We start from the raw sequence: 22,432 nt of genomic DNA on the forward strand, positions 1-22,432 counted from the left end.
GTTCAGGGCAGGTGCTGTGCGCGTGACTTTGCGGCGAGCAGGTGGACCAGCAGCGCGTCGCGGTCGGCGCTCATGGCGTGCTGGTCGATGCCGGCCAGCTCCGCGTCGACGCCGCTGACGAGGGCGTCGGTCAGCGCGTCGTCGAGCCGCGCGGAGCCGAGGTCGTCCATGAGCTCCTGCGTCGGTGGGCCGAGGTGCTCGAGCACGTGCCGCAGCCCACCCTCGCCGCCGGAGAGGTGCTGGTTCGCCAACGGTCCCAGCAGCGCCCAACGCAGGCCGGGTCCGTGGGCGATGGCTGCGTCGACGTCGGCGACGGAGGCGACGCCCTGCTCCACGAGTGAGTAGGCCTCCCGCCAGAGCGCGGCCTGCAGTCGGTTGGCGAGGTGGCCGGGCACCTCGCGACGCACGTGGATCGGCCGCTTGCCGACCTCGCGGTAGAACTCGAGCGCTCGCGCCAGGACGTCGGGCGAGGTGACGTCGGACCCGACGACCTCGACGAGCGGCACGAGATGGACCGGGTTGAAGGGGTGTCCCACGACGAAGCGTTCCGGGTGCAGCGGCGCCAGGGCGGCCAATCGGCTCGGCGGCATGGTCGACGTGCTGCTCGCGACCGGCGACCCGGCGGGGGCGGCCTCGTCGATCTCGCCGAACAGGGCGGCGCGCACGTCCTCGCGCTCGGGCCCGCTCTCCTGGACGAACCGCGCGCCGTCGACCGCCTCGGCCACCGATTCCACGACCTGCACCCGATCGTGCCAGTCCGCCACGTCGAGGCCGAGCGTCGAGAGCGCCGGGCGGGCCTGCTCGACGTCGCGCGCAAGCAGGGTGGCGGCCTTCGGGTCGGGGTCGCTGACCGTCACCCGAACCCCGTATGCGGCGAGCTGCACCACCCAGGCGCGCCCGATGACGCCGGCCCCTACCACCGCGACGTGGCTCATCGAACCTCCTGGGCGAGGGCGACGAACGGCTCCCAAACCGCCGGGTCCGCCACCGTGTCAGTGGCCACGACGTCCTGGAGCTCGGCGCCGAGAAGAAGCCGCTTGACCGGGACCTCCAGCTTCTTGCCGGTGCGGTTGACCGGTACGGCCGGCACCGCCACGATGCGGTCGGGCACGTGCCGGGGCGAGAGCGCGGTGCGCAGGTCGCGACGGATGTCGACGACGAGCTGCTCGGGGAGAGCATCGAAGGGTTCCTCGGCCGGGACGACGAAGAGGATCAGCTCCCCGTTGCCGCCGTCGGGGTCCTCCAGGTGGACCACGAGTGCATCGTCGACCCCCTGCGTCGCGGCGAGGACGTCGTAGAACTCCGCAGTGCCGAGACGGACTCCACCGCGGTTCAAGGTGGCATCGGAGCGTCCCGCGACGACGCACGAGCCAGACGGCGAGAACCGCACCCAGTCGCCATGGCGCCAGATGCCAGGGTAGGTCTCGAAGTACGTCTCGCGGTACCTGCTGCCGTCGTCGCCCCAGAAGCCGACCGGCATCGAGGGCATCGGACGGGTGATGACCAGCTCTCCCAGCTCACCGACCACCGGGTTGCCGGCCTCGTCGAACGCGGACGCGGCCACACCGAGGCAGGCGCCGGAGATCTCCCCGGCGACGACCGGTTGCATGGGACTGCCCTGGACGATGCCACCGCACACGTCGGTGCCCCCGCTGCCCACGTTGAGCAGCACCCGCGGGCCCAGCTGCTCGCGGATCCAGGCATAGCCCTCCACCGGCAACGGGCTGCCGGCGGCTCCGACCTGGCGCAGCGCGGAGAGCTCGTGGTCCTCGGCAGGTCGGGCGCCGTGGCGTCGCGAGGCCATGATGAACGCCGGGCTCAGCCCGACCATCGTGGATCGGGTCGAGGCCGCCAGGCGCCACTGCAGGTCGAGGTCCGGGTGGGCGGGATTTCCGTCGACCAGCACGATCGACGACCCCACCAGCAGGCCCGAGACGAGGGAGTTCCACACCATCCAGGTGGTGGTCGAGAACCACATCAGCCGGTCGCCCGGGCCGAGGTCCCAGCTCAGGGCATGGTTCTTCAGGTGCTCCAGGACCAACCCGCCGTGGCAGTGGACGATCGCCTTGGGCTTGCCGGTCGTGCCGGAGGAGAAGAGCACGCACATCGGGTGGTCGAAGGGCACCGGCTCGAAGCCCGGCTCGGCCGGTTCTGCGAGCAGCTCGTGCCACGTCACGACCCCGTCCAGGTCTGCTCCGCCGTAGGGGACGTGGACCACGTGCCGCAGGCCGGGCAGCGCCTGTCGGACCCCCTCGACCTCGGCGGTCCGGTCCACCCGTCGGTCGCCGTAGGTGTAGCCGTCGACGACCAGGAGCACCGTCGGATCGATCTGGCCGAGCCGGTCGACGACGCTGCGCGGTCCGAGCTCCGGGGCACAGGACGCCCACACGGCCCCCAGACTCACGGTGGCCAGGTAGGCGACCACGGTCTCGGGGATGTTCGGCAGGTAGGCACAGACGCGGTCACCACGACCGACACCCAGCCGCTGCAGGCCAGCACGAGCGCGAGCGACGTCGTCGCGCAGCTCGGCCCAGGTCAGCTCCTGCTGCTGCCTGGTCTGGGAGTGGCCGATGATCGCCGTCTCGTGCGGGTCCACGTCGTGCCCGGTGAGGGCGTGACGCGCGTAGTTGATCGAGGCTCCGGGGAACCACTCGGCGCCGGGCATCGCCTCCCGGGCGAGCGCCGTTCCCGGAGGGGTGTCCGACTCGACGCCGAAGAACTCCCACACCGCGGACCAGAAGCCGCCGAGGTCCTCGACCGACCATCCCCAGAGGTCCGACCAGTCCTGGACCCGCACGCCCCGTTCGCGCTCGAGCCACTGCACGAACGCGCCGATGCGGGTCGTGCTGCGCCAGTCGTGCGCCGGCTGCCACGTCACGGTCCCGACCTCGACCGGCGCCGTGACATCGGCGCCGCCGACGTCTCTGGCGGTCATGCCTCACCTTCCCCGCGGACTCGCGACCCCCGTCCGTCGAGGAACTCGCGCATGAGAGTCTTCGCCTCGTCGCTGCCGCCGGCCACCGCGGCCATGAGGGACTCGATGAAGAAGCCCTGGTCCGGGTCGGCCTCCCCGATGCGCGGCAGCGCGTGGATGACCCCGTAGGTCGTCACCGGTGAGACGGTCGCCATCTTCTCCGCCAGCTCGAGCGCGCGCTTGTACCCGTCGTCGGTCTCGACGAGATACTGGCTGAAGCCGACACGATGGCCCTCCTCGGCGTCGTACACCCGGCCGGTGAGCATCATGTCCGTCATCCGGTGGGTGCCGATGAGCCTGGGCACTCGCACCGACGCGCCGCCGCCCACGAACAGTCCTCGCTGGCCCTCCGGGAGCGCGAAGTAGGCCGACGGCTCCGCCACCCGCACGTGGCACGCGCTCGCGAGCTCGAGCCCGCCGCCGATCACCGCGCCACGCAGGACCGCGACGACGGGCAGGCGGCCCCGCTCGATCCGGGCGAAGGCGGCGTGCCACATCCGGGAGTGGTGCAGACCCTCGACGGTGTCGCGCTCGGCCAGCTCCGAGAGGTCGAGGCCGGCGCAGAAGTGGTCACCCTCGGCATCGAGGACCGCCGAACGCGCCCACGAGGGTGGCGACGTGAAGAGCCGCTCGAGCCCGAGCACCGTCGCGTCGTCGAGGGCGTTGCGCTTCTGAGCCCGGGCAAGACGCACGACGAGGACGTCGCCGTGCCGATCGGTGACGATCGACGTCGGGAGATGGGGCTCGTTCATGAAGTGGTCCCTTCTGCCTGCACCCGGCGGCGCAGATCGACGCGGAGCACCTTGCCCGACGCGTTGCGTGGCAGGTCGTCGACGAAGACGATCTGCGCGGGGGTCTTGTAGCGGGCGAGCCGTCCGGCGAGGTGCACTCGCACCTCGTCCTCGGTCACCGACGATCCGGCGGCTCGCTCGAGGAAGGCGACGCCGACCTCGCCCCATCGCTCGTCGGGACGAGCGACGACCGCGGCGGAACGGATCGACGCGAGCTCGGTGAGCGCTGCCTCGACCTCGGCGGGGTAGATGTTCTCCCCGCCGGAGATGATGACGTCCTTGACCCGGTCGACCACGTGGGCCCAGCCGTCGTCGTCGACGCGCAGGATGTCGCCGCTGCGGAACCAGCTGCCCTCGACGACCGTCTCGGCGCTCGCGTCAGGCTGGTTCCAGTAGCCGTCGAACAGGTGGGGACCACGCACGAGGAGCTCGCGCTGCTCGGGCCCCACCGGGACGGCTCGATCGTCCTGGAGCATCGCGACGTCGGTGAAGAAGTGGGGCACCCCGACGGAGACCGGCTTGTCCTGGCTGCCCTCGCGCGGCGCCATGTAGACGCCGGGGGCGGCCTCGGTCATGCCGTAACCCTGCTGCAGCACGACCCCTCGCTCCTGCCACGCCCGGCTGATGCGCTCGGTGGCCGGGGAGCCGCCGTAGTTGACGTAGCGCAGGGAGGACAGGTCGGCGTCGTCCCAGTCGGGGTGCTCGACCATCATCTGCAGCATCGTGGGCACGACCGCCATGCCGGTGACACGGTGTTCCCCGATGGTGCGCAGCACCGCGCCGGCGTCGAAGCCGGCCAGCATCTCCACCGTGCCGCCCTTGAAGAGGGTGGCGAGGGTGGACTGGCCGAACCCGACGGCGTGGAAGAGGGGCGCGAAGCACAGGATGCGGTCCGTGCTCACGAAGTCGATGTGACCGAGCTGGTTGAAGGTGTTCCACGTGAGGCTGCCGTGGGTCAGGACGGCTGCCTTGGGACGCCCGGTCGTGCCCGAGGTGTACAGGAGCAACGCCGGGTCGTCGAGGCCCACGTCGATCAGGTCCTCGAAGGGTTCGGCCTGCTCGACGAGCATCTCGTAGTCGTCCGTCGCGGCGTCTCCTGCCTCGACCCCCGGCAGTGCGAGGACCGATTCGACGGCGTGGTCGAGCTTCATCACCGATGCCGCCAGGTCGTCCACCCCGTGGCCGACCACCAGGACCCGACTGCCGCTGTCCCGCAGCATGTGCGCGACCTCGGCGGGGGCGAGCCGCGTGTTCAACGGCGCCAGGATCGCACCGAGCAGCCCGGCCGCGAAGAAGGTCTCAAAGGTGCGGATGTCGTTGGTGCCCAGGTAGGCGATCCGCTCACCCCGGGAGACGCCGCGGTCAGAGAGCACGGCGGCGAGCCGGGCGGCACGCCCCGCGAGCTCGGTGTACGTGAGTGAGCGCTCCCCCTGGACGAGCGCGACGGCGTCCGGGCTGATGCGTGCCCGGCGCGCCGGCCAGGTGCCGACCCCGAGGTTGCCTCGCCGTTCGAACAGTCCCATGTCACTCTCCTCTCGCCGTCACAAGATTGACAGGTTTCCTGTCGATTGACAAGCCATTAGAGTTTCCACATGACCGAGACCCAGCCGTCGCTGCTCTATGCCGTCAAGCAGGTGGAGCTCGCGGTGCGTTCCCACCTCGACGACCTGTTGCGCCCGGCCGGCATCACCGCGCTCCAGTACACGGCGCTCACCGTCCTGCAGCGCGGGCACGACATGACCGCTGCCCAGCTGGCCCGCAACTCCTTCGTCACCACGCAGTCGACGTCGGACCTCGTCGCGGCGTTGGAGCGTCGCGGGCTCATCTCCCGGGAGCGGGCCACGAACGACCGTCGTCGCGTGCACATCACTCTCACCGACGCCGGCGAACGTCTCCTCGCCGAGCAGGCCGAGGCCGTCGCCGCCCTGGAGGCCAAGATGGTCTCCGCGCTCAGCCCGAGCCAGGTGGCCGGCTTCCGCAAGGCACTCAACGCCAGCCGCGCGGCCCTCTCCGACTGAGTCTCCGAGAGGGCAGGTCGCCACCGCAACGCGGTGGGCCCGCCCCCGGGGTTGCGGAGGATGGGCCCACTGCGGGCTCGGCGGAGTCAGCGCCCGAAGAGCGCGTCCAGGTCGGGCTCCTCCTCGAAGAGCCCATCCTGCTGGCCGAGGTCGGCCAGGCCCTGTGCGGACTCCTCGTTCACCTCGGAGGTGAACTTCGGGAAGGTCAGCTCCTCCAGCAACGCCTCGTCGATCTCGGTGTAGGTCGTCGCGATGGCGCGCAGCAGCTCATCGTCGGAGGACGCGAGCTCCTGCGACGCGACCATCGCGCGGGTGAAGCGCTCGATCAGATCCGGATCGGACTGGGCAGTCTGCTCGGAGGTGAAGAAGACCGCGACCTCGAGGTCCTCCACCGCCTCGGCGTAGGGCCAGGTGACCGGCTTGGCGCCGGCGCCGCGCGTGATGGAGAGGAAGGGCTCGACGACGAAGACGGCGTCGACGTTGCCGGCTTCCAGTGCGGCGGGCATGTCCGGGAAGGCCATCTCCACGAACTCGACGGCGTCCTCGTCCCCGCCGTCGGCGCGCACGGTCTCCCGGATCACCGTGTCGGAGATGTTGTTGAGGGTGTTGATGCCGACCGTCGCGCCAGCCAGGTCGGCGGCGGACTCGATGTCGCTGTCGTCGGGGACGACCACGGCGGCAAAGTCCTCGCCGACCTCGCCGGTCGAGGCCGAGGCGGGAGCGATGATCTGGATCGGGAGTCCGCGGCTCTTGGCGATCAGCAACGAGGTCACGTTGCTGAAGCCGATCGGGGTGTCACCCTGCAGGACGGCCGGGATGATGGCCGCTCCGCCCTGGGCGTTCTCGACCGTGACGTCGAGCCCCTCCTCCTCGAACAGGCCCTCCTGGAGACCGACGTGGAACGCGGCGACGTCCAGGATGGGCAGGGCCCCGACCGTCACCTCCTGGACGTCACCGTCGTCGGCGCTGTCGGAGTCCGAGCCTGCGCAGGCGGCGAGAACCGAGGTCAGGGCGGCGGCTGCAGCGGTGGCTGCGAGGAGTCTGCGGGGCTTCATGGGTGTCCTTCGGTGGTGGGGGTGCTGGGGGCGCGACGAGGTCAGCGGAGGCCGCGCTTGGCTTCCTGGATGCGGGAGTACACGTGGGTGCGGAGCTCAGCGAAGCGCGGCAGCGACCGGGTGCTGAGCTGGTCGCGCTCGGGCGGCAGGTCCACGGCGACGTCCTCGAGGATCACGGTGGGTCGGTTCGACAGGACCAGGACGCGCTGGCCGAGGTAGACGGCCTCGTCGATGTCGTGGGTGACGAACAGGACCGTCACCCCGAGCCGCTTCCAGAGCTCACGGACGAGGTCCTCGAGGTCGGCGCGCGTCTGGGCGTCGACCGCCGCGAACGGCTCGTCCATGATGAGCACCTGCGGCTCGTAGGCCACGGCGCGGGCGATGGCGACGCGCTGCTGCATGCCGCCGGAGAGCTGCCACGGGTAGGAGTCGTGGGAGTCGGAGAGGTGCACCGCGTCGAGCGCCTCCTCGACGAGCCTCTTGCGCTCCGGCGAGGGGAGCTTCTTCTCCTTGAGCGGAAGCTCGACGTTCTGGCGCACCGTCATCCACGGGAACAGGCTGCGCCCGTACTCCTGGAAGACCACCGCCATGCCCTCGGGTGGTGCGGTGACCGGCCTGCCCTCGAGCACGACCTCGCCCTCGGTGACGTCCAGCAGTCCGGCGATGCAGCGCAGCAGCGTGGTCTTGCCGGCACCGGACGGGCCGACGACGCACACCAGCTCACCGGGATCGACCCGAAAGTCCAAGTCCTCGATGGCCTGGACCGAGCGGTCCTTGCCGACGTACGTCTTCTTGAGGTGCTTCACCGCGAGCATCGGCTCGCCCCCGGGGGCACCATTGCGGCCCCCGCTCGGGGTCTCGCTGCTGGACGTCATGCGTTCCTCCGGACGGTGGGCGGGTGTGGTGGTAGACATGGTCAACCCTTCCGCTGAACGGTCCGCAGACCGAGGTACCAGGACAGTACGCGTCGTTCGACGATGCGGAACACCATCGCGAGCACGACGCCGATGAGGCCGAGCAGGATGATGCCGGTCCACATCTCGGGGATCGCGAAGCTGCGCTGGAACTGGACCGTGGTGAACCCCAGCCCGTTGCTCGCCGCGAACATCTCGCTGATGACCATGAGGATGATGCCGACGCTGAGCGCCTGCCGGGCGCCGGCCATGATCTGGGGGCTGGCCGCGCGGAGCACGAGCGAGCGCACCCGCGTGGTGGTGCCCAGCCGGTAGGTCCGGGCCGTGTCGGAGAGGACCTCGTCGACGCCCCGCACCCCCTCGACCGTGTTGAGCAGGATCGGCCAGATGCAGCCGAAGGCGATCACCGAGACCTTCATGCCGTCACCGATGCCGGCGAAGAGCATGATGACCGGGACGAGGACCGGCGGCGGCACGGCACGCAGGAACTCCAGGACCGGCTCGGCCGTCTCACGCAGGATCCGGGAGGAGCCGACCGCGAGACCGACGCCGATGCCGAGCACGAGCGCGATCGAGTAGCCGATGAGCAGCCGGACGACGCTGGGGACGACGTCGGCGGTGAACCGGCCCTCGAACCAGGTGCGGGGGAAGACCTCCACGATCTGCGAGAGCGGAGGCCAGAAGAAGCTGGTGCTGTTGGCGGTGGCGAACCACCACGTGGCGATGAGAATGATCGGCAGAGCGACAGCCAGTGCGACCTTGCGGGCGATCTCGGTCACGGGTTCTCCCTCCGGACGGACGGGTGCCAGCGCAGGACTCGTTTCTCGGCGGTGCGGGCCAGGACGTTCATGGCGACGCCGAGCAGGCCCGTGACGATCACGAGCGCGTACATGATCTCGACGGCGCCGGATGACTGCGCGATGCCGATCTGTCGCCCCAGACCCGGGGTGCCGATGATGAGCTCACCGGTGATCTCCAGGATGAGGGCGACCGACGCCGCGAGGCGGAACCCGGTCATGACGTAGGGCAGCGCGGTGGGCCAGATGACGGTGCGCACCTGGGTCAGGAGGCTGAAGCGGTAGGACTTCGCCGTCTCCTGCGCGACCGGGTCCACGTCCTGCACCCCGTAGAGCACCTGGACGAGCACCTGCCAGAAGGAGGCGTAGACCACCAGGATCAAGGTCGCGCGCATGTCCGTGCCGAACAGCAGCACGGCCAGAGGGATCAGCGCGACCGACGGGATGGGACGCAGGAACTCGATCGTCGAGGCGGTGGCGTCACGGAGCCACGCGATGCTGCCGATGATCACCCCGACGGTGACGCCGGCGATCGTCGCGATGGAGAGGCCGAGTGCCCAGCCCCGGATGGTCTCCAGCAACGCGGTCCAGAAGGCCCCGGTGGCGAGCTGGTCGGCCAGCGCGGAGACCATCGCACTGAACGGCGGGAGGTAGGCCTGGTTGACCAGGCCGGTGCGGGGGACGAGCTCGAGCACCAGCAGGAAGAGCCCGAGCCCGAGAAGGCCTCGGCTCGCGGCGCCGCCCTGCCACCGCCGAGCTCTGCCGGAGGTCGTCGGCGGCGGGGCCGTCGTCGTGGCTGACATATAGCTCCGAAGGTTCGCTCAGCGAACGCTTGTGCGCTCTGTGAGACGCGACACTATGGCACGTCCTCCAGGTGCTGCCAAGGGGTTTTCATTCACTGAACAGGCATCTTCAGATGGCTCGCCAGTGGCATTCACGTCGTCTGCGAGGCGGGCTCAGGGCACAGGTCAGAACCCGATGGGCAGGCCCGCGTAGTTCTCCGCCAGTCCGGTGCGACCGGCCTCGCTCGTGGCGAGCCAATGCAGCTGGGAGAGCTGCAGCTGGGCGTCGAACGGGTCGTCGCTCGTGTGCAGCATGGTGGTCATCCACCAGGAGAAGTGGGTGCAGCGCCAGACGCGACGCAACGCCGTGTCGGAGTAGGCCTGCGCCGGGCCCTCGTCCCCACGGCGGACGAGGGCGCCCAGCGCGGGCGCCAGGAGCGCGACGTCGGCGATCGCCAGGTTGAGCCCCTTGGCCCCGGTGGGCGGGACGATGTGGGCGGCGTCGCCGGCGAGGAACAATGAGCCGTGGCTCATGGGAGTCTGCACGTGGCTGCGCATCGGCAGCACGCTCTTGTCCGTGATCGGTCCCGGCGTCAGCTCCCAGCCGTCCTGGCCGTGCCCGAGGCGGGTCGCCAGGGCCTGCCAGATCCGGTCGTCGGACCACTGGTCGACGGGCGTGCCGTTCGGCACCTGGAGGTAGAGCCGGCTCACGGTGGCCGAGCGCATCGAGTGCATCGCGAAGCCGTCCGGGTGCCAGGCGTAGATGAGCTCGTCCGTGGACGGGGCGACGTCGGCGAGCACCCCGAGCCAGGAGTACGGGTACACGCGTTCCCACGTCTGCCGCACGGCATCCGGCACGGCGGCACGGCACGGGCCGAAGGACCCGTCGCACCCGGCCACGGCCCGCGCCTCGATCCGCACCGGCTCGTCGCCGGCGGTGAACGTGACGGCGGGACGCTCCGACTCCAGGTCGTGCAGCGTCACCTCCGCGGCCTCGTAGAAGATCTCCTGCTCGGCGGCAGACCGGGCGGCCACAAGATCCTTCTGCACCTCGGTCTGTCCGTACACCCACACGCTGCGTCCGGTGAGGTCCACGAAGTCCAGGTGATGGCGTTCGTGCGGCCACTGCAGGTAGATGCCGCGGTGCTCGTCGCCCTCGCGCTCGATGCGCGCACCGAGGCCGGCCTCGGTGAGCAGCTCGACACTCGAGTGCTCGAGAATCCCAGCCCTGATCCGAGAGGCCACGTACTCCTGCGAGCGGGTCTCGACCACGATCGACTCGATGCCCTCGGCCTCGAGCAGGTGGGACAGGAGCATGCCGGCGGGGCCGGCGCCGACGATGACGACGTCCGTGCGGAGGGTCTGGGCCATGGAGTCCATCGGACCAGCCCCGGCGACCCGTGGGAAACGAATCCTTCTGCTCAGCGGAAGTCAGGACCGGCAGGGTCGGGCGTCGGCGGATACCGTCGGCACCCCACCCGTTCACGACGAGCAGGAGTCCCCCATGACGCTCATCGACCCCACCGTCTTCGACACCAAGATCTACCTCGACGGAGCCTGGGTGCAGGGAGCAGGCGAGCCGATCGACGTCGTCGAGCCGGCCACGGGCGAGACGCTCGGGCGCCTGGGCGGCGCGAGCCCCGAGGACGTCTCCCGGGCGACCCAGACGGCCCTCGTCGCCCAGCGCGAGTGGGCCGCGCTGCCCCACACCGAGCGAGCTGCCGTGCTGCACCGCGCCGCCGACCTGTGGGACCGGCACGCAGAGGAGATCGGCGCCTGGAACACCCGCGAGGTCGGCGCCATCGGTCCGATGGCCGCCTTCGCAGTGCGGGTCGCGGCGGCCGAGTGCCGGGAGGCCGGCGCCCTCCCCTCGCACCCGCTCGGCGAGATCCTCGCCACCGAGAAGCCCCGACTGTCCATGGCGCAGCGCGTACCGGTCGGCGTCGTCGGCGTGATCTCCCCCTTCAACGTCCCGATCATCCTCGGCCTGCGTGCCATCGCCCCGGCACTCGCGCTCGGCAACGCGGTGCTGCTCAAGCCGGACCCGCGCACCGCCGTCACCGGCGGCGTCACCATGGTGCGGATCTTCGAGGAGGCCGGACTGCCGGCCGGATTGCTGCAGCTCCTGCCCGGCGGGGCCGACGTCGGCGAGGCCCTGGTGACCGAGCCCGACGTCAGCGTCATCGCCTTCACCGGATCCACCGCCGCCGGCCGCTCGGTGGGCGAGCTCGCCGGCCGGCACCTCAAGCGCGCCCATCTCGAGCTCGGCGGCAACTCGGCCTTCGTCGTGCTCGACGACGCCGACGTCGACCGCGCCGTCAACCTCGCGACGTGGGGAGCGTTCCTGCACCAGGGACAGATCTGCATGACGATCGGCCGCCACCTCGTGCACGAGAGCCTGTACGAGGAGTACGTGGAGAAGCTGTCGGCCAAGGCCGACTCCATGGTCGTCGGCGATCCGTCCGCTGACCAGGTGCACCTCGGTCCCGTGATCGATGAGGGACAGCGCGACCGGATCGTGGACCTCGTCGAACGCAGCGTCGAGATGGGTGCCGACCTGCGCGCCGGGGGCACGCACGACGGCCTGTTCGTGCGGCCGACCGTGCTCGCCTCCCCGCCGCTGGACGCGCCTGCCTACTGCGACGAGGTGTTCGGACCCGTCGCGTCGGTGGTCCCGTTCGCGAACGACGACGAGGCGGTCAAGCTCGCCGGGGCCGGGCAGTACGGACTCTCGCTCGGTGTGGTCACGTCGCAGGCGATGCGCGGACTCGCGCTGGCCGAACGCATCCCGTCGGGCATCGTGCACATCAACGACCAGACCGTCGACGACGAGGCCAACAGCCCCTTCGGCGGTGTCGGGGCATCCGGCACCGGCTCACGCCACGGCGGCGCGGCGGCCAACATCGAGGCCTTCACCGAGACGCGCTGGGTCACGATGCGCGCCGAGCCCGGTGAGTACCCGCTCTGATCTCCGGCCAGCAGGGGGTCAGCCAGAGTACGGCGGTCGTCTGGTGGTGGTGAGCCGCGGTCGGGTCAGGAGCGAGAGCATGTGCCGACTGCCGAAGGCCGTGCCATTTCCTGACTGTCGCCACCCGGACATCGGTGTGTGAGGCGCATCGTGGTTGGTGACGTCGTTGACGCGGACGGTGCCACAGCCCAGCCGAGCGCTCAGTGTGCTGACAGCATCATCTGACCTGGTGTGAACACTCGCGACGAGCCCGAAGGGAGAGGAGTCCTCAAGCTGTACGACCTCATCGATCCCAGACACGGCGCGAACCCCGGCAACAGGACCGAAGACCTCTTCGGCCCACACCGGCATCGAGCTGTCGACATCAGCCAGGATGACCGGCGACATGAAACGTGACCGGACGACTGGTCCGAGAACCTGCCGGGCACCGTTGGCCACGGAGTCCTCGGCGATGGCTGCGACACGCTCGACTGCCGCGTCGTCGATGAGCGGTCCCAGGTCGACATCTTCCCGCGCCGTGTCGCCGACGGTCAGCCGACTGGCGCCGTCAACGAAAGCGGTGGTGAAGTCTTCGACCACCCGCTCGTCCACCAGGTACCGGCCCGCCGACATGCAGATCTGCCCCGAGTGAAGAAAGCTGCTGGTCACGGCGCATCGTGCGGCGTGCTCCACGTCGGCATCGGCGAGCACGATGAAGGGGTTCTTACCTCCGAGCTCGAGACCGCACTTCTTCAGGTGCTCACCCGTCAGCCGCCCCACAGACCGACCGACCGGGGTCGAACCAGTGAAGAGCACGGAGCCGACCGCCGGGTGCTCACAGAGAACTCGGCCGACCTCCGCGCCGCCGGGAACCACAGCCAGCAGAGCCCCGGGAATTGCGGCATCCTCCAGAACGGCTGGAAGAAGCAGACCCCCGGAGACCGGAGTCCTGGGGTCAGGCTTCAGGACGACGGCGTTTCCGGCCACGAGGGCGGGGGCGATGCAGCGCATGGCGAGCACCAGGGGGGCGTTGAAGGGGGTGATGACCGCAACCACCCCGACCGGGTGCAGAGCGACCTCCTCATCCCGCGGCCCGGTACGAGCCTGCTCGACGCCGAGCTCGGAGGCGCAGCCCGCCGCGAAACGTACCTCTGCCCGCGCCGCGTCGACTTCTCGGTCAGCCTTGGCACGTGTGGCACCGGCTTCCCGGCACAGCCACCACACCAAGGTCTCGCGGTGTCGCTCCAGCGCGTCGTCCAGGGCGTTGACTCGTGCGGCTCGCTGCCAGGCTTCAACCTCCGACCAGGCGCGTTGGGCGAGACGAGCGGCGTCGCAAGCCGCGGCGGCCTGGGGTTCATCGGCAAGCCCAGCCTCAAAGATCCGTTCACCGAGCACGTCGTGACTGACGCCGACCACGGCCCCCGGAAGCCAGGCCCCGCCCGAGTAGACCGCCCGTTCGATCAACGCGCCATCCGTCACGAGGACAGCTCCACGGTCCAGAGGTCACGGCCCACGGCCAGATCACCGACGTATCCACCACGACGGACGTCGTCGATGAACCCCTGCTCCTGTTCCCTCGTGCTGGGCGCGGGTTCCAGATGAGTGAGGACGAGGCTCTTGACCCCCGCTCGCTCGGCCATCGCGCCAAGCTGCTCGCACTCCGCGTGATACTCCGAGATGTACCCGCGTCCTGCTCCGAGAAGGGCGGGCCGAACCGCCTCGTGGACGAGCAGGTCTGCACCGGTGGCAACCTGCTCCACCTGCTCGCACACTCTGGTGTCGCCGCTGACAACAACCACGGTGCCGTCGCGCGCCTCCACTCGGTACGCGACTGCAGGTTCCACCGGCTGGTGCTCGACCCTGACCATCTCGACGCGCAGCTCGGCGCCCTCCCACACGAGTTGGGCCCGGTCACAAGGGTCGACGTCGAGCCAGTTCGGCCGCGGGATCGCAGGACGTCCCGTGTGGGTCCGCCGCACCTGCTCGTCCTCGTCCCACAGGTCGAGCACGCGCTTTCCGAAGTCAGTCAGGGGGCCGGCCGGAGCCACCACGTCGAGCGACTGGGTCGCGCCCATCACCCAACGGCTGATGAGCAGGTCGGGCACGGCCACCAGGTGGTCGGAGTGATGGTGCGTGAGAAACAGCGCGTCCAGCGACTCGACGGGCATGTCGGCCTCGGCCAGGCGCAGCACGGTGCCTCGCCCGGCATCGATCTGAATGCTCTCCGACCCGCACTGGATCAGCGTGCCGGCGCCGGCACGGCCGGCCGTCGGCCGCGGAGTACCGGTTCCCGTCAACGTGACGGTGGTCTTCATGAGGAGTCTCCTGCGTTGGTCGTGGATCGTGTCAGTGGACGGGATGACGGCTCAGCCAGGTCCGGGAGATGGTGTTGGCTGCCGTTCGCAGTGCGTGCACGTAGCGGTGGAGCTGGTCGGCCTCTCCGGTCGGGTGCACGATCGAGAGAGCCGCGACGACCGTCTGCTGAGCACCGAAGACGGGAGCCCCCACCGAGATCGTGCCCATCGAGTTCTCCTGCTCCGCGGAGGACCAGCCTCTGGAACGTGTCGCGGCCAGCTCGCGACGCATGGCGTCGACATCGCGGATGGTGTGGGGTGTGATCCTGCGAAGGCCAGCGGCAAGGATGGGCTCGACCTCCTCGGCATCGGCGAAGGCCAACAGTGCCTTCCCCACGGCAGTGGAGTGCGCCGGAAGCCTGCCGCCCACACGGGCGGGTGTGGGCACCGCGCTGCGTCCGGTGAGCTGCTGGACGACAAGGACGCTGCCGCGCTCCAGGATGCCCAGGTGGACGTTCTGTGCCGTGGCGGCCTGGATGTCCTGCATCACCGGCAGAGCCACCTCGCGCAGAGCGGTGTGGAAGGGAGCAAGCATGCCGAGCTCGAACATCGTGCCCCCGATCCGATAGTCGCGCTCGACCCTCTCCAGGAACCCGGCCTCGCACAGGTCCCGCAGGAGCCGCAGGGCGGTAGAGGTGGGCAGGTCGCTGCGCCGGGCGATCTGCGTCAGCGTGAGTGCATCGGTGCTTCGGTCGAACGTCTGGAGGATCCGCAGCAGCTTGCGACTGACGCTGAGCGAACCGGGTCCTCCCGGCAGGGGTTCGGTCATCGGGCCGGGTTCCGTTCAGGTGAGTCCACGAGCACTTCGATGAGGAACGGGCCGACGCTGGCGGCCTGCTGTCGCCAGGCCTCGGCCAGCTCACTCACCGAGTCGACACGGACGGCATCGATCCCGAATCCCCGCGCCACGTGGGCGATGTTCGTTTCGCCCAGGTCCGTGCATGGATACGTCCCGCCCGCTTCCGCCCGACCGCCGTAGTGGCTCAGCGCAAGCTCGACCGCACGGTAGGACCTGTTGTTGACCACGACCCACGTCACGGCCAGGTTCTGGCTCGCCGCAGTGTGCAAGGCCTGAATGCCGAACTGGAAGACCCCGTCGCTGACGATCGCAAAGACCCGTTCCGGAGCCTGAGCCATCGCCACTCCCGCGGCGGCCCCCATTCCCCATCCGAGGGCTCCGCTACCCGTGGCGTGCAGGCGACGCGATGGCCGCCGAGGCAACCGGCGCAACAGCGTCGCTGTCGCGGTCACCGCGTCCAGGACCACGGTGGCCGGCTCCAGCAGGTTCTCAGCGAGGTGGTCGGCAAGCTGCCCAACACTCAGGCCAGCGCCACCTGGAGGCGCGTCGTGTTCCCGCTGCTCGATGTACTCACGAACGCAAGCGTCAAGTCTGTCGCGGCGAGACGAGGAGGTGCTCTCTTCGATGGAGCCCTGTTCGATCGTCGAGCGGAGAGCCGACAAGGTCGGGCCCAGCGCGCCGATCAACCCCAGGCTCCCAGGTATCGCCTCATCTGGACTCGTGACGACGTGCAGCACGTGTGCACATCGTGCGAGCAGGCTGGGGTCGCCATCGGGCTCCAGGAACTGGGGGGTGCCGACGACGAGTGCCACGGAGTTGTCGAGTGCCGCAGGTTGGAAGGAGAGGACTCCGGCGTAGTGCTGGTCCGTGGTGTCCACCGTCTCGCGTTCCAGTTCCCGCCAGGGGGCCTCGAAGACCGGCGCGTTCAACAGGCGACTGATCTGGACCAGCTGGGAGACAGCGCCGGGTGAGTCAGCGAGCTGCCGCCCCGCGACGATGACGACCCCCTCGGCCTCGGTCAGCAGATTCCGCGCCGCATCGAGCGTGTCGGCCGTCGGTTGCCACTCGGCGGGTCCACGAGAGACGGCAGGCAGCGATCGGCCCAAGGACGGGGACGCGAGGAGATCCTGCGGGAGCTCCACGTACACCGGCCCGGCCGGTCCCTGGTGCAGGCGGTCCAGTGCGGCACCGAGGTCGGCCAAGGCGCTCTGACGCGTTTCGATGGCGCAGGCGTGGACCGTGAATGGCGCGGCAACCGCGGCCGAGCCCTGAGTCTGGGTGAACCCTCGTCGGTTGCGGTTGCCCAGAGGCTTGGTCCCATTGAGCACGACAAGGCGTGATCCTCCGACCCTGGCCGCCTCGACCATGGAGAGGCCGTTCACCAAACCGACGTTCGCGTGCAGCAAGGCCACTCCGGGCCGCCCGGTCGCGCGAGCGTACCCGTCGGCAGCAGCGACCGCGATCGTCTCGTGGGTGGCGAGCACCAGACGGATCGCCGGATGATCGATGGATGCGTCAAGGAGAGCCACCTCGGTCGTGCCGGGACACGTGAAGATCACCTCCGCTCCGTCGGACGCCAGCCGGTCGAGCACGTCATCAGCGAGTGTTCGTGACATCGTTGTCCTCTCTCTTGCGGTGCTTCCGGACCCCGACCATGGCCAGCAACAGGGCAGCGATCACCGTGATGACCAGTGCGGGGGTCGATCGGAGGACGAAGTCCGGGCCGTGGATGCTCAGGGAAAGCAGCAGGTTGCGCTCCAGCATCTCTGCCAGCACGAATCCGATGATCAGCGTCGCCCGCGAGTAGCCATGCTTCTTCATGAGGTAGCCGAGCACGCCGAGGCCCAGCACCACGGGCACGCTCGCCAGCGTCCCGTCCGCCTCGATCACCCCGAAGAGTGCGAACGCCAGGATCGGCGGCACCAGGTACACAGCCGGAACGAAGGTGAGACGCGCCAAGGGTCGGATCGCCATGATGCAGAGCGCGACGCCGACGAGGTTCGCGAGGACCAGGATGAAGATGGTCAGCCACAGGAAGCCGACGTTGTCGGTCAGCAGGTCGGGCCCGGGCCGAACCCCGACGATCACGACACCGGCGAGGACCAGTGCGGTGACGGGGCTGCCCGGGATGCCGAGCCCGAGTGAAGGGGCGAGAGAAGCTGAGTCCGTCGCGTTCACTGACGCATCGGCCGCAATGACGCCCTCGATGCGCCCGGTCCCGAACTCCTCGCTGTGCTTGGAGGACTTCTTCGCCGCGCCATAGGCGACGAACTGCGAGGATGCGCCACCGATCCCGGGCAGCAGACCGATGAGAGAACCCAGGACGCTGCTCTGGAGAACCGTGCGCCAATGGGACGTCAGGTCACGAACGCTCGAGCGCACGGGGTATGGCCGGTACTCGGCCTTGTCATCGCTCGCGATGGCTCCGCCACGAGTGATCAGCTCCAACATCTCCGCGACACCGAAGATGCCGATCGCTACGGCAGCGATGGACAGGCCATCCCAGAGCGACAGCTGACCGAAGGTGTAGCGCAGCGCCCCCGAGCTGCTCTCCTGGCCGACGAAGGCCAGGAGAAGCCCGAGGCCTCCGGCGACCAGTCCCTTGATGATGCTCCCGTCCCCGATGAACGCCAAGAAGGTGAGGGCAAGGAGAGCCAGGACGAAGAGCTCCGGCGGACCGATCATGGTCACCAGCGGGTACGCCAGGGGAAGGAAGAGAACCAGCACGATCGCCCCGATGATTCCCCCGGCCGCCGAGGAGAGCAGACCGGCGAGAATGGCACGACCTGCCTCGCCCCGTCGCGCCATCGGGTGTCCGTCGAAGAGCGTCGCGATGCCTGCCGGCGAGCCCGGCACAGCGAAGAGGACCGCGGTGATGGTGTTGCCGGTGCCGCTCGTGGCCGCCGCGCCGACCAGGAGGCCTATCGCCGAGGCGGGTTCCATCGTGTAGAGGAATGGCAGCATGAGCGCCAACAACAGATGGGCACTCAGGCCAGGGATGATGACCACGACCTGGCAGATGGCCACACCGACGAACATCCACAGGAAGGTCTCTGGGGTCAGCATCCCGACCCCGTCCAGTACGCCTTGCATCAGCTGCTCCTCGCCGGACGGTCGGCGCGTCGAGCACTCATGACAGAGCCTCGAGGAAGACGCCGCGGTACAGGCTCTCGCCGAGGGCCACTTCCGTCACGATGAAGAACGCGACGGTCGTGACGGCCACCACAGGCACGATCACCCGCCATGACTGCCCCCCGCGAAACCGAGCCAGCGCCGCCCCGAAGATCGCAAGACTTGCTGCTTCACCCACCAGATAGAGCAAGGCCGTGAAGATCGCCAGCCACAGATACGGATTGTGCAGCGGCTCGGACCGAGCCCTGGGCGCCCGTCGCGGGGGTCGGCGCATCTCGGTGACGGCGACCGTCACGGCGAGGGCCGCGGTCGGTACGGCAACCACGACAGGCACGATGCCCGCCCGATCGGGAAAACCGACGGCCATGACTGCGGCACCCGCACTGACTCCTGCGAAGGCGAGAGCGAGCACGAGTGCGGCTTTGTCTCGGCAGGGTTGAGGGGTACCTGATGGGCCCTGCGAGCCGGCCGCCTTGTCCGGAACCTCAGTCATCGTCACCCGCACTGATGATCCGGAGGTACTCCTCAGGGGGATCGAGCAGTGCGCCGATGCGCTCGGCGACCTCCTCCCCACGCACGAACTCCGTCTCAGGCACGAGGGTGAAGCCACGTTCTTCAAGGTCAGCGAGAACCTCCTCGTCGTTGGCGGCCTCCCAGAAGCCCTCGCGCAGGGCGTCCAGGATCGGCGACGGGATGTCGGCCGGACCTGCCACGGTGAAGAACAACGACCCCATCTCCAGATGCGTCTGCGCGACACCCAGGGCGGTCTCGTCGAGAGACTCGATCTCCAGCGCGGTGGGGACGTCGGGGAAGTCCGGATGACGATCACGCGCCAGTCGCAGCACCGGCTGCACCTCATCAAGCCTGCCGAGATCCTTGAAGGTCCGAACCGGTCCGATCACGGCATCGGCGTCGCCGCGCGACATGGCGGCCAGTCGCTCACCCTGGTCGGCGTACCCGGTCACGAAGCGAGCGTCCCAGTCCAGAACCTCGGCGAGGATGTCCTGACTGGTGTTGCCCAGGGACCCCACTTCGCCAGAGGCGAAGGTGAATCCCTCATGGTCGAGCGCTTCGTCGAGTGAGGAGATCCCAGCGTCGGCGGAGACGAACAGCATGTGGTCCGCGTCGGCAAAGTTCCCGACGTACGACAACTCGGTCAGGTCGTACGTCACCTGCTCGAGCTCCTGCAGCTGGGCGATCGCCATCGATCCCATCTGCCACAGGATGAGGGTGGAACCATCTGGACGGCTCCGAGCAAGGTCGGACATCGCCACCATTCCGCTGGCACCCGGACTGTTCTCGACGGCGATGGTGGTTCCGAGTTCCTCCTCCAGGCGAGGTGCCAACGCCCGGGCGAAGGTGTCGAACGACGCACCCGGCGGGACCGGAACGAGCAACGTCACCTTGTCTGGGAGCTCGCTCGCGCCTTCTCCGTCGCCACGCGAGGCGCACCCCCCGATCACCAGGGCCGCAGTCGCCACCAGTGCGATCAAGCTGGTCAGTCTCCGCACACGGAACATTCGTCCTCCTCAGAACAGATCGCTCGAAATCGTGCCCGCTGTGCGGCAGATCTAGTCAATTGTTTCCATCATGTGGCAAACATTTCGTGATCCACATCGCTGGAACGTTCTCACCGTCTGGTGGAGATGAGAACCTTCCAGTTCGTCGGCGGCCTGCCGGAGCCCCGCTCAGGGCAGCGAGCGGCCGATCCCCCGGGCGGCGACCTGCAGGGCGGCGACGAGACGGGAACGGTCGCGCTTGAAGGATCCGACGACGACGCCGATCGCGGCGACCACCTCATCGTGCTGCCACACGGGGACGGCCACTGAACAGGCACCGAGCGTCATCTCCTCGGTCGTGGTGGAGTAGCCGTCGCGCTGCACCCGCACGAGCTGCTGCCGCAGCAGGCCCGGCTGCGTCACGGTGTAACGCGTGACCCGGCGAGGCGACTCCAGCACCCGCTGCTGCACGTCCTGCGGGGCGTGCGCGAGCAGCACCTTGCCCACGCCGGTGCAGTGCATGGGCAACGTCGAGCCGATCTGGCTCACCACCGGCACCGACGCCCGGCCTGACATCCGCTCCAGGTAGAGCACCTCGTCGTCGTCGCGCACCGCGAGATGCACCGTGGCGCGGGTGGCGGCGTGGATGTCGTGCAGGAACGGTTCAGCGACGCGCCGCAGACCCGCCTCCACCGGGGCCAGCAGGCCCACGTCCCACAGCCGACGACCCACGACGTACTCACCGGTGGGTCGGCGCTCGAGGGCACCGCCGGCCACGAGCTCACCGGCCAACCGGTGCGCCGTGGGCACCGGGACGTCCGCTCGTCGGGCCATCTCCGTGAGCGTCAGCGAGCGGTGGTGCTCGTCGAAGGCGCTCAGCAACGCAAGCACGCGCGAGGTCACGCTGACCCCCGGGTTCGCACTGTTGCCCGCCATCGCCATCCTTCCGCTGGACGAAATCCTAGCCTTCTCGCCGGTCGACCCCGACCCGTACGGTCGCACCCCATGAGCACGACCGACACCAACCCTGATGCGGCCGCCGCGACGCAGGCCGAGATGAGTGCCGAGATGGCTGCGATCACCGAGGCCTACGAGCGGGACGTCCTCGAGCGCGGCGCCGAGGAGACGCAGCCGCGGCTCGACTACGCCCCCTACCGCAGCAGCCTGCTGCGCCATCCCACCAAGGACCTGCACCACGCCGACCCGGAGACGATCGAGCTGTGGTCGCCCTGCTTCGGTGAGCGCGACATCCACCCCCTCGAGGCCGACCTCACGGTCCAGCACCTCGGGGAGCCGATCGGTGAACGGATGGTCGTGACCGGCCGGGTCCTCGACGGCGACGGCCACCCCGTCCGGCACCAGCTCGTCGAGCTCTGGCAGGCGAACGCCGGCGGCCGCTACATCCACAAGCGCGACCAGCACCCGGCCCCGCTCGACCCGAACTTCACCGGCGTCGGCCGTTGCCTCACCGATGCCGACGGCACGTACCGCTTCACGACGGTCAAGCCCGGCCCCTACCCGTGGAAGAACCACCACAACGCCTGGCGGCCGGCGCACATCCACTTCTCCCTGTTCGGCACCGACTTCACGCAGCGCCTGGTCACGCAGATGTACTTCCCGGGCGACCCGCTGTTCGCGCTCGACCCGATCTACCAGTCGATCCTCGACCCGCGGGCCCGCGAACGCCTGGTGGCGACGTACGACCACGACGTGACGACCCACGAGTGGGCCACCGGGTACCGCTGGGACATCGTGCTGACCGGCAGCGGACGCACGCCGCTCGAGAGCGACACGGGAGACGATCACTGATGCCACGCTTGAGCGCCACTCCCGGACAGACCGTGGGGCCGTTCTTCGGTTACGCCCTGCCCTTCGAGGGCGACAGCGAGCTGGTGGCCCCGGGCCGGGCCGACGCGATCCGGCTGCACGGCGACGTCCTCGACGGCAACGGCGCCGCCGTCCCCGACGCCATCGTCGAGCTCTGGCAGGCCGATGCCGACGGCCGCGTCGCGCAGCAGCCCGGATCGCTGCGTCGGGACGGCTGGACGTTCACCGGCTGGGGCCGTTCCTCCACCGACGACGCCGGCCACTACTCGTTCACGACCTTGCGCCCGGGGGCGACGGAACCGAGCCGCGCACCGTTCTTCGTGCTCGCGGTCTTCGCCAGGGGACTGATGAACCGGCTGTTCACCCGCGCCTATCTTCCCGACGACGCCACGGCGCTCGAGGGCGACCGGCTGCTGGGCTCTCTCGACCCCGAACGTCGCGACACGCTCGTCGCGGCCGCCGAACCGACGGGATACCGGTTCGACGTCCGACTGCAGGGTGAGGGTGAGACCGTCTTCCTGACGTATCCGGGACACTGAGAAC

At 69.4% G+C, this 22,432-nt stretch carries 21 protein-coding genes; 4 read left to right on the top strand and 17 right to left on the bottom strand.

Annotated elements, in window-relative coordinates; translation table 11 throughout:
- Positions 1–2 precede the first annotated feature (2 nt).
- Genes ACEVFP_RS18970 through ACEVFP_RS18985 form a run of 4 tightly spaced genes read right to left on the bottom strand, consistent with a single transcriptional unit; the run spans position 3 to position 5,288 of the window.
- Positions 3–935: a 3-hydroxyacyl-CoA dehydrogenase NAD-binding domain-containing protein gene (locus ACEVFP_RS18970; RefSeq protein ID WP_375001084.1), complete on the bottom strand. Its 933-nt coding sequence runs from the start codon at positions 933–935 to the stop codon at positions 3–5.
- The gene (locus ACEVFP_RS18975; RefSeq protein WP_375001085.1) at positions 932–2,935 is read right to left on the bottom strand and encodes an acetoacetate--CoA ligase; all 2,004 of its coding nucleotides are present in this window, start codon (positions 2,933–2,935) and stop codon (positions 932–934) included. The genes ACEVFP_RS18970 and ACEVFP_RS18975 overlap by 4 nt, the downstream gene beginning before the upstream one ends.
- Positions 2,932–3,726: a crotonase/enoyl-CoA hydratase family protein gene (locus ACEVFP_RS18980; RefSeq protein ID WP_375001086.1), complete on the bottom strand. Its 795-nt coding sequence runs from the start codon at positions 3,724–3,726 to the stop codon at positions 2,932–2,934. The genes ACEVFP_RS18975 and ACEVFP_RS18980 overlap by 4 nt, the downstream gene beginning before the upstream one ends.
- Entirely contained in the window at positions 3,723–5,288 is a 1,566-nt protein-coding gene (locus tag ACEVFP_RS18985) for a long-chain fatty acid--CoA ligase (RefSeq protein ID WP_375001087.1), read from the bottom strand. Before ACEVFP_RS18985 ends, ACEVFP_RS18980 begins: the two co-directional genes overlap by 4 nt.
- Before the next feature lie 69 nt (positions 5,289–5,357).
- On the opposite strand from ACEVFP_RS18985, the gene ACEVFP_RS18990 reads away from it, so the two are divergent.
- Positions 5,358–5,783 (top strand): MarR family winged helix-turn-helix transcriptional regulator, encoded by a 426-nt coding sequence (locus ACEVFP_RS18990; RefSeq protein ID WP_375001088.1) that lies wholly within the window; start codon positions 5,358–5,360, stop codon positions 5,781–5,783.
- Between the two features lie 86 nt (positions 5,784–5,869).
- Here the strand turns inward: ACEVFP_RS18990 and ACEVFP_RS18995 are convergent, their stop codons facing one another.
- From ACEVFP_RS18995 to ACEVFP_RS19015, 5 genes are all read right to left on the bottom strand, one after another.
- On the bottom strand, positions 5,870–6,838 hold the full coding sequence (locus ACEVFP_RS18995) for an ABC transporter substrate-binding protein (RefSeq protein ID WP_375001089.1): 969 nt from the start codon (positions 6,836–6,838) through the stop codon (positions 5,870–5,872).
- A gap of 41 nt (positions 6,839–6,879) precedes the next feature.
- On the bottom strand, positions 6,880–7,752 hold the full coding sequence (locus tag ACEVFP_RS19000) for an ABC transporter ATP-binding protein (RefSeq protein WP_375001090.1): 873 nt from the start codon (positions 7,750–7,752) through the stop codon (positions 6,880–6,882).
- 2 nt (positions 7,753–7,754) lie between these two features.
- Positions 7,755–8,531, bottom strand: a complete 777-nt coding sequence (locus tag ACEVFP_RS19005) for an ABC transporter permease (RefSeq protein WP_375001091.1) — start codon at positions 8,529–8,531, stop codon at positions 7,755–7,757.
- Positions 8,528–9,352: an ABC transporter permease gene (locus ACEVFP_RS19010; RefSeq protein ID WP_375001092.1), complete on the bottom strand. Its 825-nt coding sequence runs from the start codon at positions 9,350–9,352 to the stop codon at positions 8,528–8,530. The genes ACEVFP_RS19005 and ACEVFP_RS19010 overlap by 4 nt, the downstream gene beginning before the upstream one ends.
- A gap of 165 nt (positions 9,353–9,517) precedes the next feature.
- Complete coding sequence (locus ACEVFP_RS19015; RefSeq protein WP_375001093.1) at positions 9,518–10,702, bottom strand: 4-hydroxybenzoate 3-monooxygenase; 1,185 nt, start codon at positions 10,700–10,702, stop codon at positions 9,518–9,520.
- A gap of 133 nt (positions 10,703–10,835) precedes the next feature.
- Here ACEVFP_RS19015 and ACEVFP_RS19020 point away from each other — a divergent pair, with 133 nt between their 5' ends.
- Positions 10,836–12,299 (top strand): benzaldehyde dehydrogenase, encoded by a 1,464-nt coding sequence (locus tag ACEVFP_RS19020; protein WP_375001094.1) that lies wholly within the window; start codon positions 10,836–10,838, stop codon positions 12,297–12,299.
- A gap of 18 nt (positions 12,300–12,317) precedes the next feature.
- On the opposite strand, the gene ACEVFP_RS19025 is transcribed toward ACEVFP_RS19020, so the two are convergent.
- The 8 genes from ACEVFP_RS19025 to ACEVFP_RS19060 all read right to left on the bottom strand — a co-directional run bounded on the left by ACEVFP_RS19025 (position 12,318) and on the right by ACEVFP_RS19060 (position 20,998).
- Complete coding sequence (locus tag ACEVFP_RS19025; RefSeq protein ID WP_375001095.1) at positions 12,318–13,757, bottom strand: aldehyde dehydrogenase family protein; 1,440 nt, start codon at positions 13,755–13,757, stop codon at positions 12,318–12,320.
- A complete protein-coding gene (locus ACEVFP_RS19030; RefSeq protein ID WP_375001096.1) occupies positions 13,754–14,593 on the bottom strand; it encodes an MBL fold metallo-hydrolase in 840 nt (279 codons plus the stop codon). The genes ACEVFP_RS19025 and ACEVFP_RS19030 overlap by 4 nt, the downstream gene beginning before the upstream one ends.
- A 31-nt stretch (positions 14,594–14,624) precedes the next feature.
- Positions 14,625–15,401: an IclR family transcriptional regulator gene (locus ACEVFP_RS19035; RefSeq protein WP_375001097.1), complete on the bottom strand. Its 777-nt coding sequence runs from the start codon at positions 15,399–15,401 to the stop codon at positions 14,625–14,627.
- Positions 15,398–17,047 (bottom strand): thiamine pyrophosphate-binding protein, encoded by a 1,650-nt coding sequence (locus ACEVFP_RS19040; protein WP_375001098.1) that lies wholly within the window; start codon positions 17,045–17,047, stop codon positions 15,398–15,400. Before ACEVFP_RS19040 ends, ACEVFP_RS19035 begins: the two co-directional genes overlap by 4 nt.
- A complete protein-coding gene (locus ACEVFP_RS19045) occupies positions 17,028–18,524 on the bottom strand; it encodes a tripartite tricarboxylate transporter permease (RefSeq protein WP_375001099.1) in 1,497 nt (498 codons plus the stop codon). The genes ACEVFP_RS19040 and ACEVFP_RS19045 overlap by 20 nt, the downstream gene beginning before the upstream one ends.
- Positions 18,525–18,561: 37 nt before the next feature.
- Positions 18,562–18,975: a hypothetical protein gene (locus tag ACEVFP_RS19050; protein WP_375001100.1), complete on the bottom strand. Its 414-nt coding sequence runs from the start codon at positions 18,973–18,975 to the stop codon at positions 18,562–18,564.
- 73 nt (positions 18,976–19,048) lie between these two features.
- Positions 19,049–20,056, bottom strand: a complete 1,008-nt coding sequence (locus ACEVFP_RS19055; RefSeq protein ID WP_375001101.1) for a Bug family tripartite tricarboxylate transporter substrate binding protein — start codon at positions 20,054–20,056, stop codon at positions 19,049–19,051.
- Between the two features lie 195 nt (positions 20,057–20,251).
- Positions 20,252–20,998, bottom strand: coding sequence for an IclR family transcriptional regulator (locus tag ACEVFP_RS19060; protein WP_375001102.1), 747 nt, complete (start codon positions 20,996–20,998; stop codon positions 20,252–20,254).
- A 69-nt stretch (positions 20,999–21,067) separates the two neighbouring features.
- Between ACEVFP_RS19060 and pcaH the strand changes: the two genes are divergently transcribed.
- Positions 21,068–21,871, top strand: a complete 804-nt coding sequence (pcaH, locus tag ACEVFP_RS19065; protein WP_375001103.1) for a protocatechuate 3,4-dioxygenase subunit beta — start codon at positions 21,068–21,070, stop codon at positions 21,869–21,871.
- Positions 21,871–22,428, top strand: a complete 558-nt coding sequence (gene pcaG / locus ACEVFP_RS19070; RefSeq protein WP_375001104.1) for a protocatechuate 3,4-dioxygenase subunit alpha — start codon at positions 21,871–21,873, stop codon at positions 22,426–22,428. Before pcaH ends, pcaG begins: the two co-directional genes overlap by 1 nt.
- The last annotated feature ends 4 nt before the right edge of the window (positions 22,429–22,432 follow it).

Source organism: Aeromicrobium sp. CTD01-1L150 (genome assembly GCF_041951745.1).
In the GTDB taxonomy this organism is placed as follows: domain Bacteria; phylum Actinomycetota; class Actinomycetes; order Propionibacteriales; family Nocardioidaceae; genus Aeromicrobium.

Excerpts from the sequence above, each read along its gene's own strand:
- ACEVFP_RS18970 (WP_375001084.1), bottom strand. The coding sequence starts at position 935 with ATGAGCCACGTCGCGGTGGTAGGGGCCGGCGTCATCGGGCGCGCCTGG.
- ACEVFP_RS18975 (WP_375001085.1), bottom strand. The coding sequence starts at position 2,935 with ATGACCGCCAGAGACGTCGGCGGCGCCGATGTCACGGCGCCGGTCGAG.
- ACEVFP_RS18980 (WP_375001086.1), bottom strand. The coding sequence starts at position 3,726 with ATGAACGAGCCCCATCTCCCGACGTCGATCGTCACCGATCGGCACGGC.
- ACEVFP_RS18985 (WP_375001087.1), bottom strand. The coding sequence starts at position 5,288 with ATGGGACTGTTCGAACGGCGAGGCAACCTCGGGGTCGGCACCTGGCCG.
- ACEVFP_RS18990 (WP_375001088.1), top strand. The coding sequence starts at position 5,358 with ATGACCGAGACCCAGCCGTCGCTGCTCTATGCCGTCAAGCAGGTGGAG.
- ACEVFP_RS18995 (WP_375001089.1), bottom strand. The coding sequence starts at position 6,838 with ATGAAGCCCCGCAGACTCCTCGCAGCCACCGCTGCAGCCGCCGCCCTG.
- ACEVFP_RS19000 (WP_375001090.1), bottom strand. The coding sequence starts at position 7,752 with ATGTCTACCACCACACCCGCCCACCGTCCGGAGGAACGCATGACGTCC.
- ACEVFP_RS19010 (WP_375001092.1), bottom strand. The coding sequence starts at position 9,352 with ATGTCAGCCACGACGACGGCCCCGCCGCCGACGACCTCCGGCAGAGCT.
- ACEVFP_RS19015 (WP_375001093.1), bottom strand. The coding sequence starts at position 10,702 with ATGGCCCAGACCCTCCGCACGGACGTCGTCATCGTCGGCGCCGGCCCC.
- ACEVFP_RS19020 (WP_375001094.1), top strand. The coding sequence starts at position 10,836 with ATGACGCTCATCGACCCCACCGTCTTCGACACCAAGATCTACCTCGAC.
- ACEVFP_RS19030 (WP_375001096.1), bottom strand. The coding sequence starts at position 14,593 with ATGAAGACCACCGTCACGTTGACGGGAACCGGTACTCCGCGGCCGACG.
- ACEVFP_RS19035 (WP_375001097.1), bottom strand. The coding sequence starts at position 15,401 with ATGACCGAACCCCTGCCGGGAGGACCCGGTTCGCTCAGCGTCAGTCGC.
- ACEVFP_RS19040 (WP_375001098.1), bottom strand. The coding sequence starts at position 17,047 with ATGTCACGAACACTCGCTGATGACGTGCTCGACCGGCTGGCGTCCGAC.
- ACEVFP_RS19045 (WP_375001099.1), bottom strand. The coding sequence starts at position 18,524 with ATGCAAGGCGTACTGGACGGGGTCGGGATGCTGACCCCAGAGACCTTC.
- ACEVFP_RS19060 (WP_375001102.1), bottom strand. The coding sequence starts at position 20,998 with ATGGCGGGCAACAGTGCGAACCCGGGGGTCAGCGTGACCTCGCGCGTG.
- pcaH (WP_375001103.1), top strand. The coding sequence starts at position 21,068 with ATGAGCACGACCGACACCAACCCTGATGCGGCCGCCGCGACGCAGGCC.
- pcaG (WP_375001104.1), top strand. The coding sequence starts at position 21,871 with ATGCCACGCTTGAGCGCCACTCCCGGACAGACCGTGGGGCCGTTCTTC.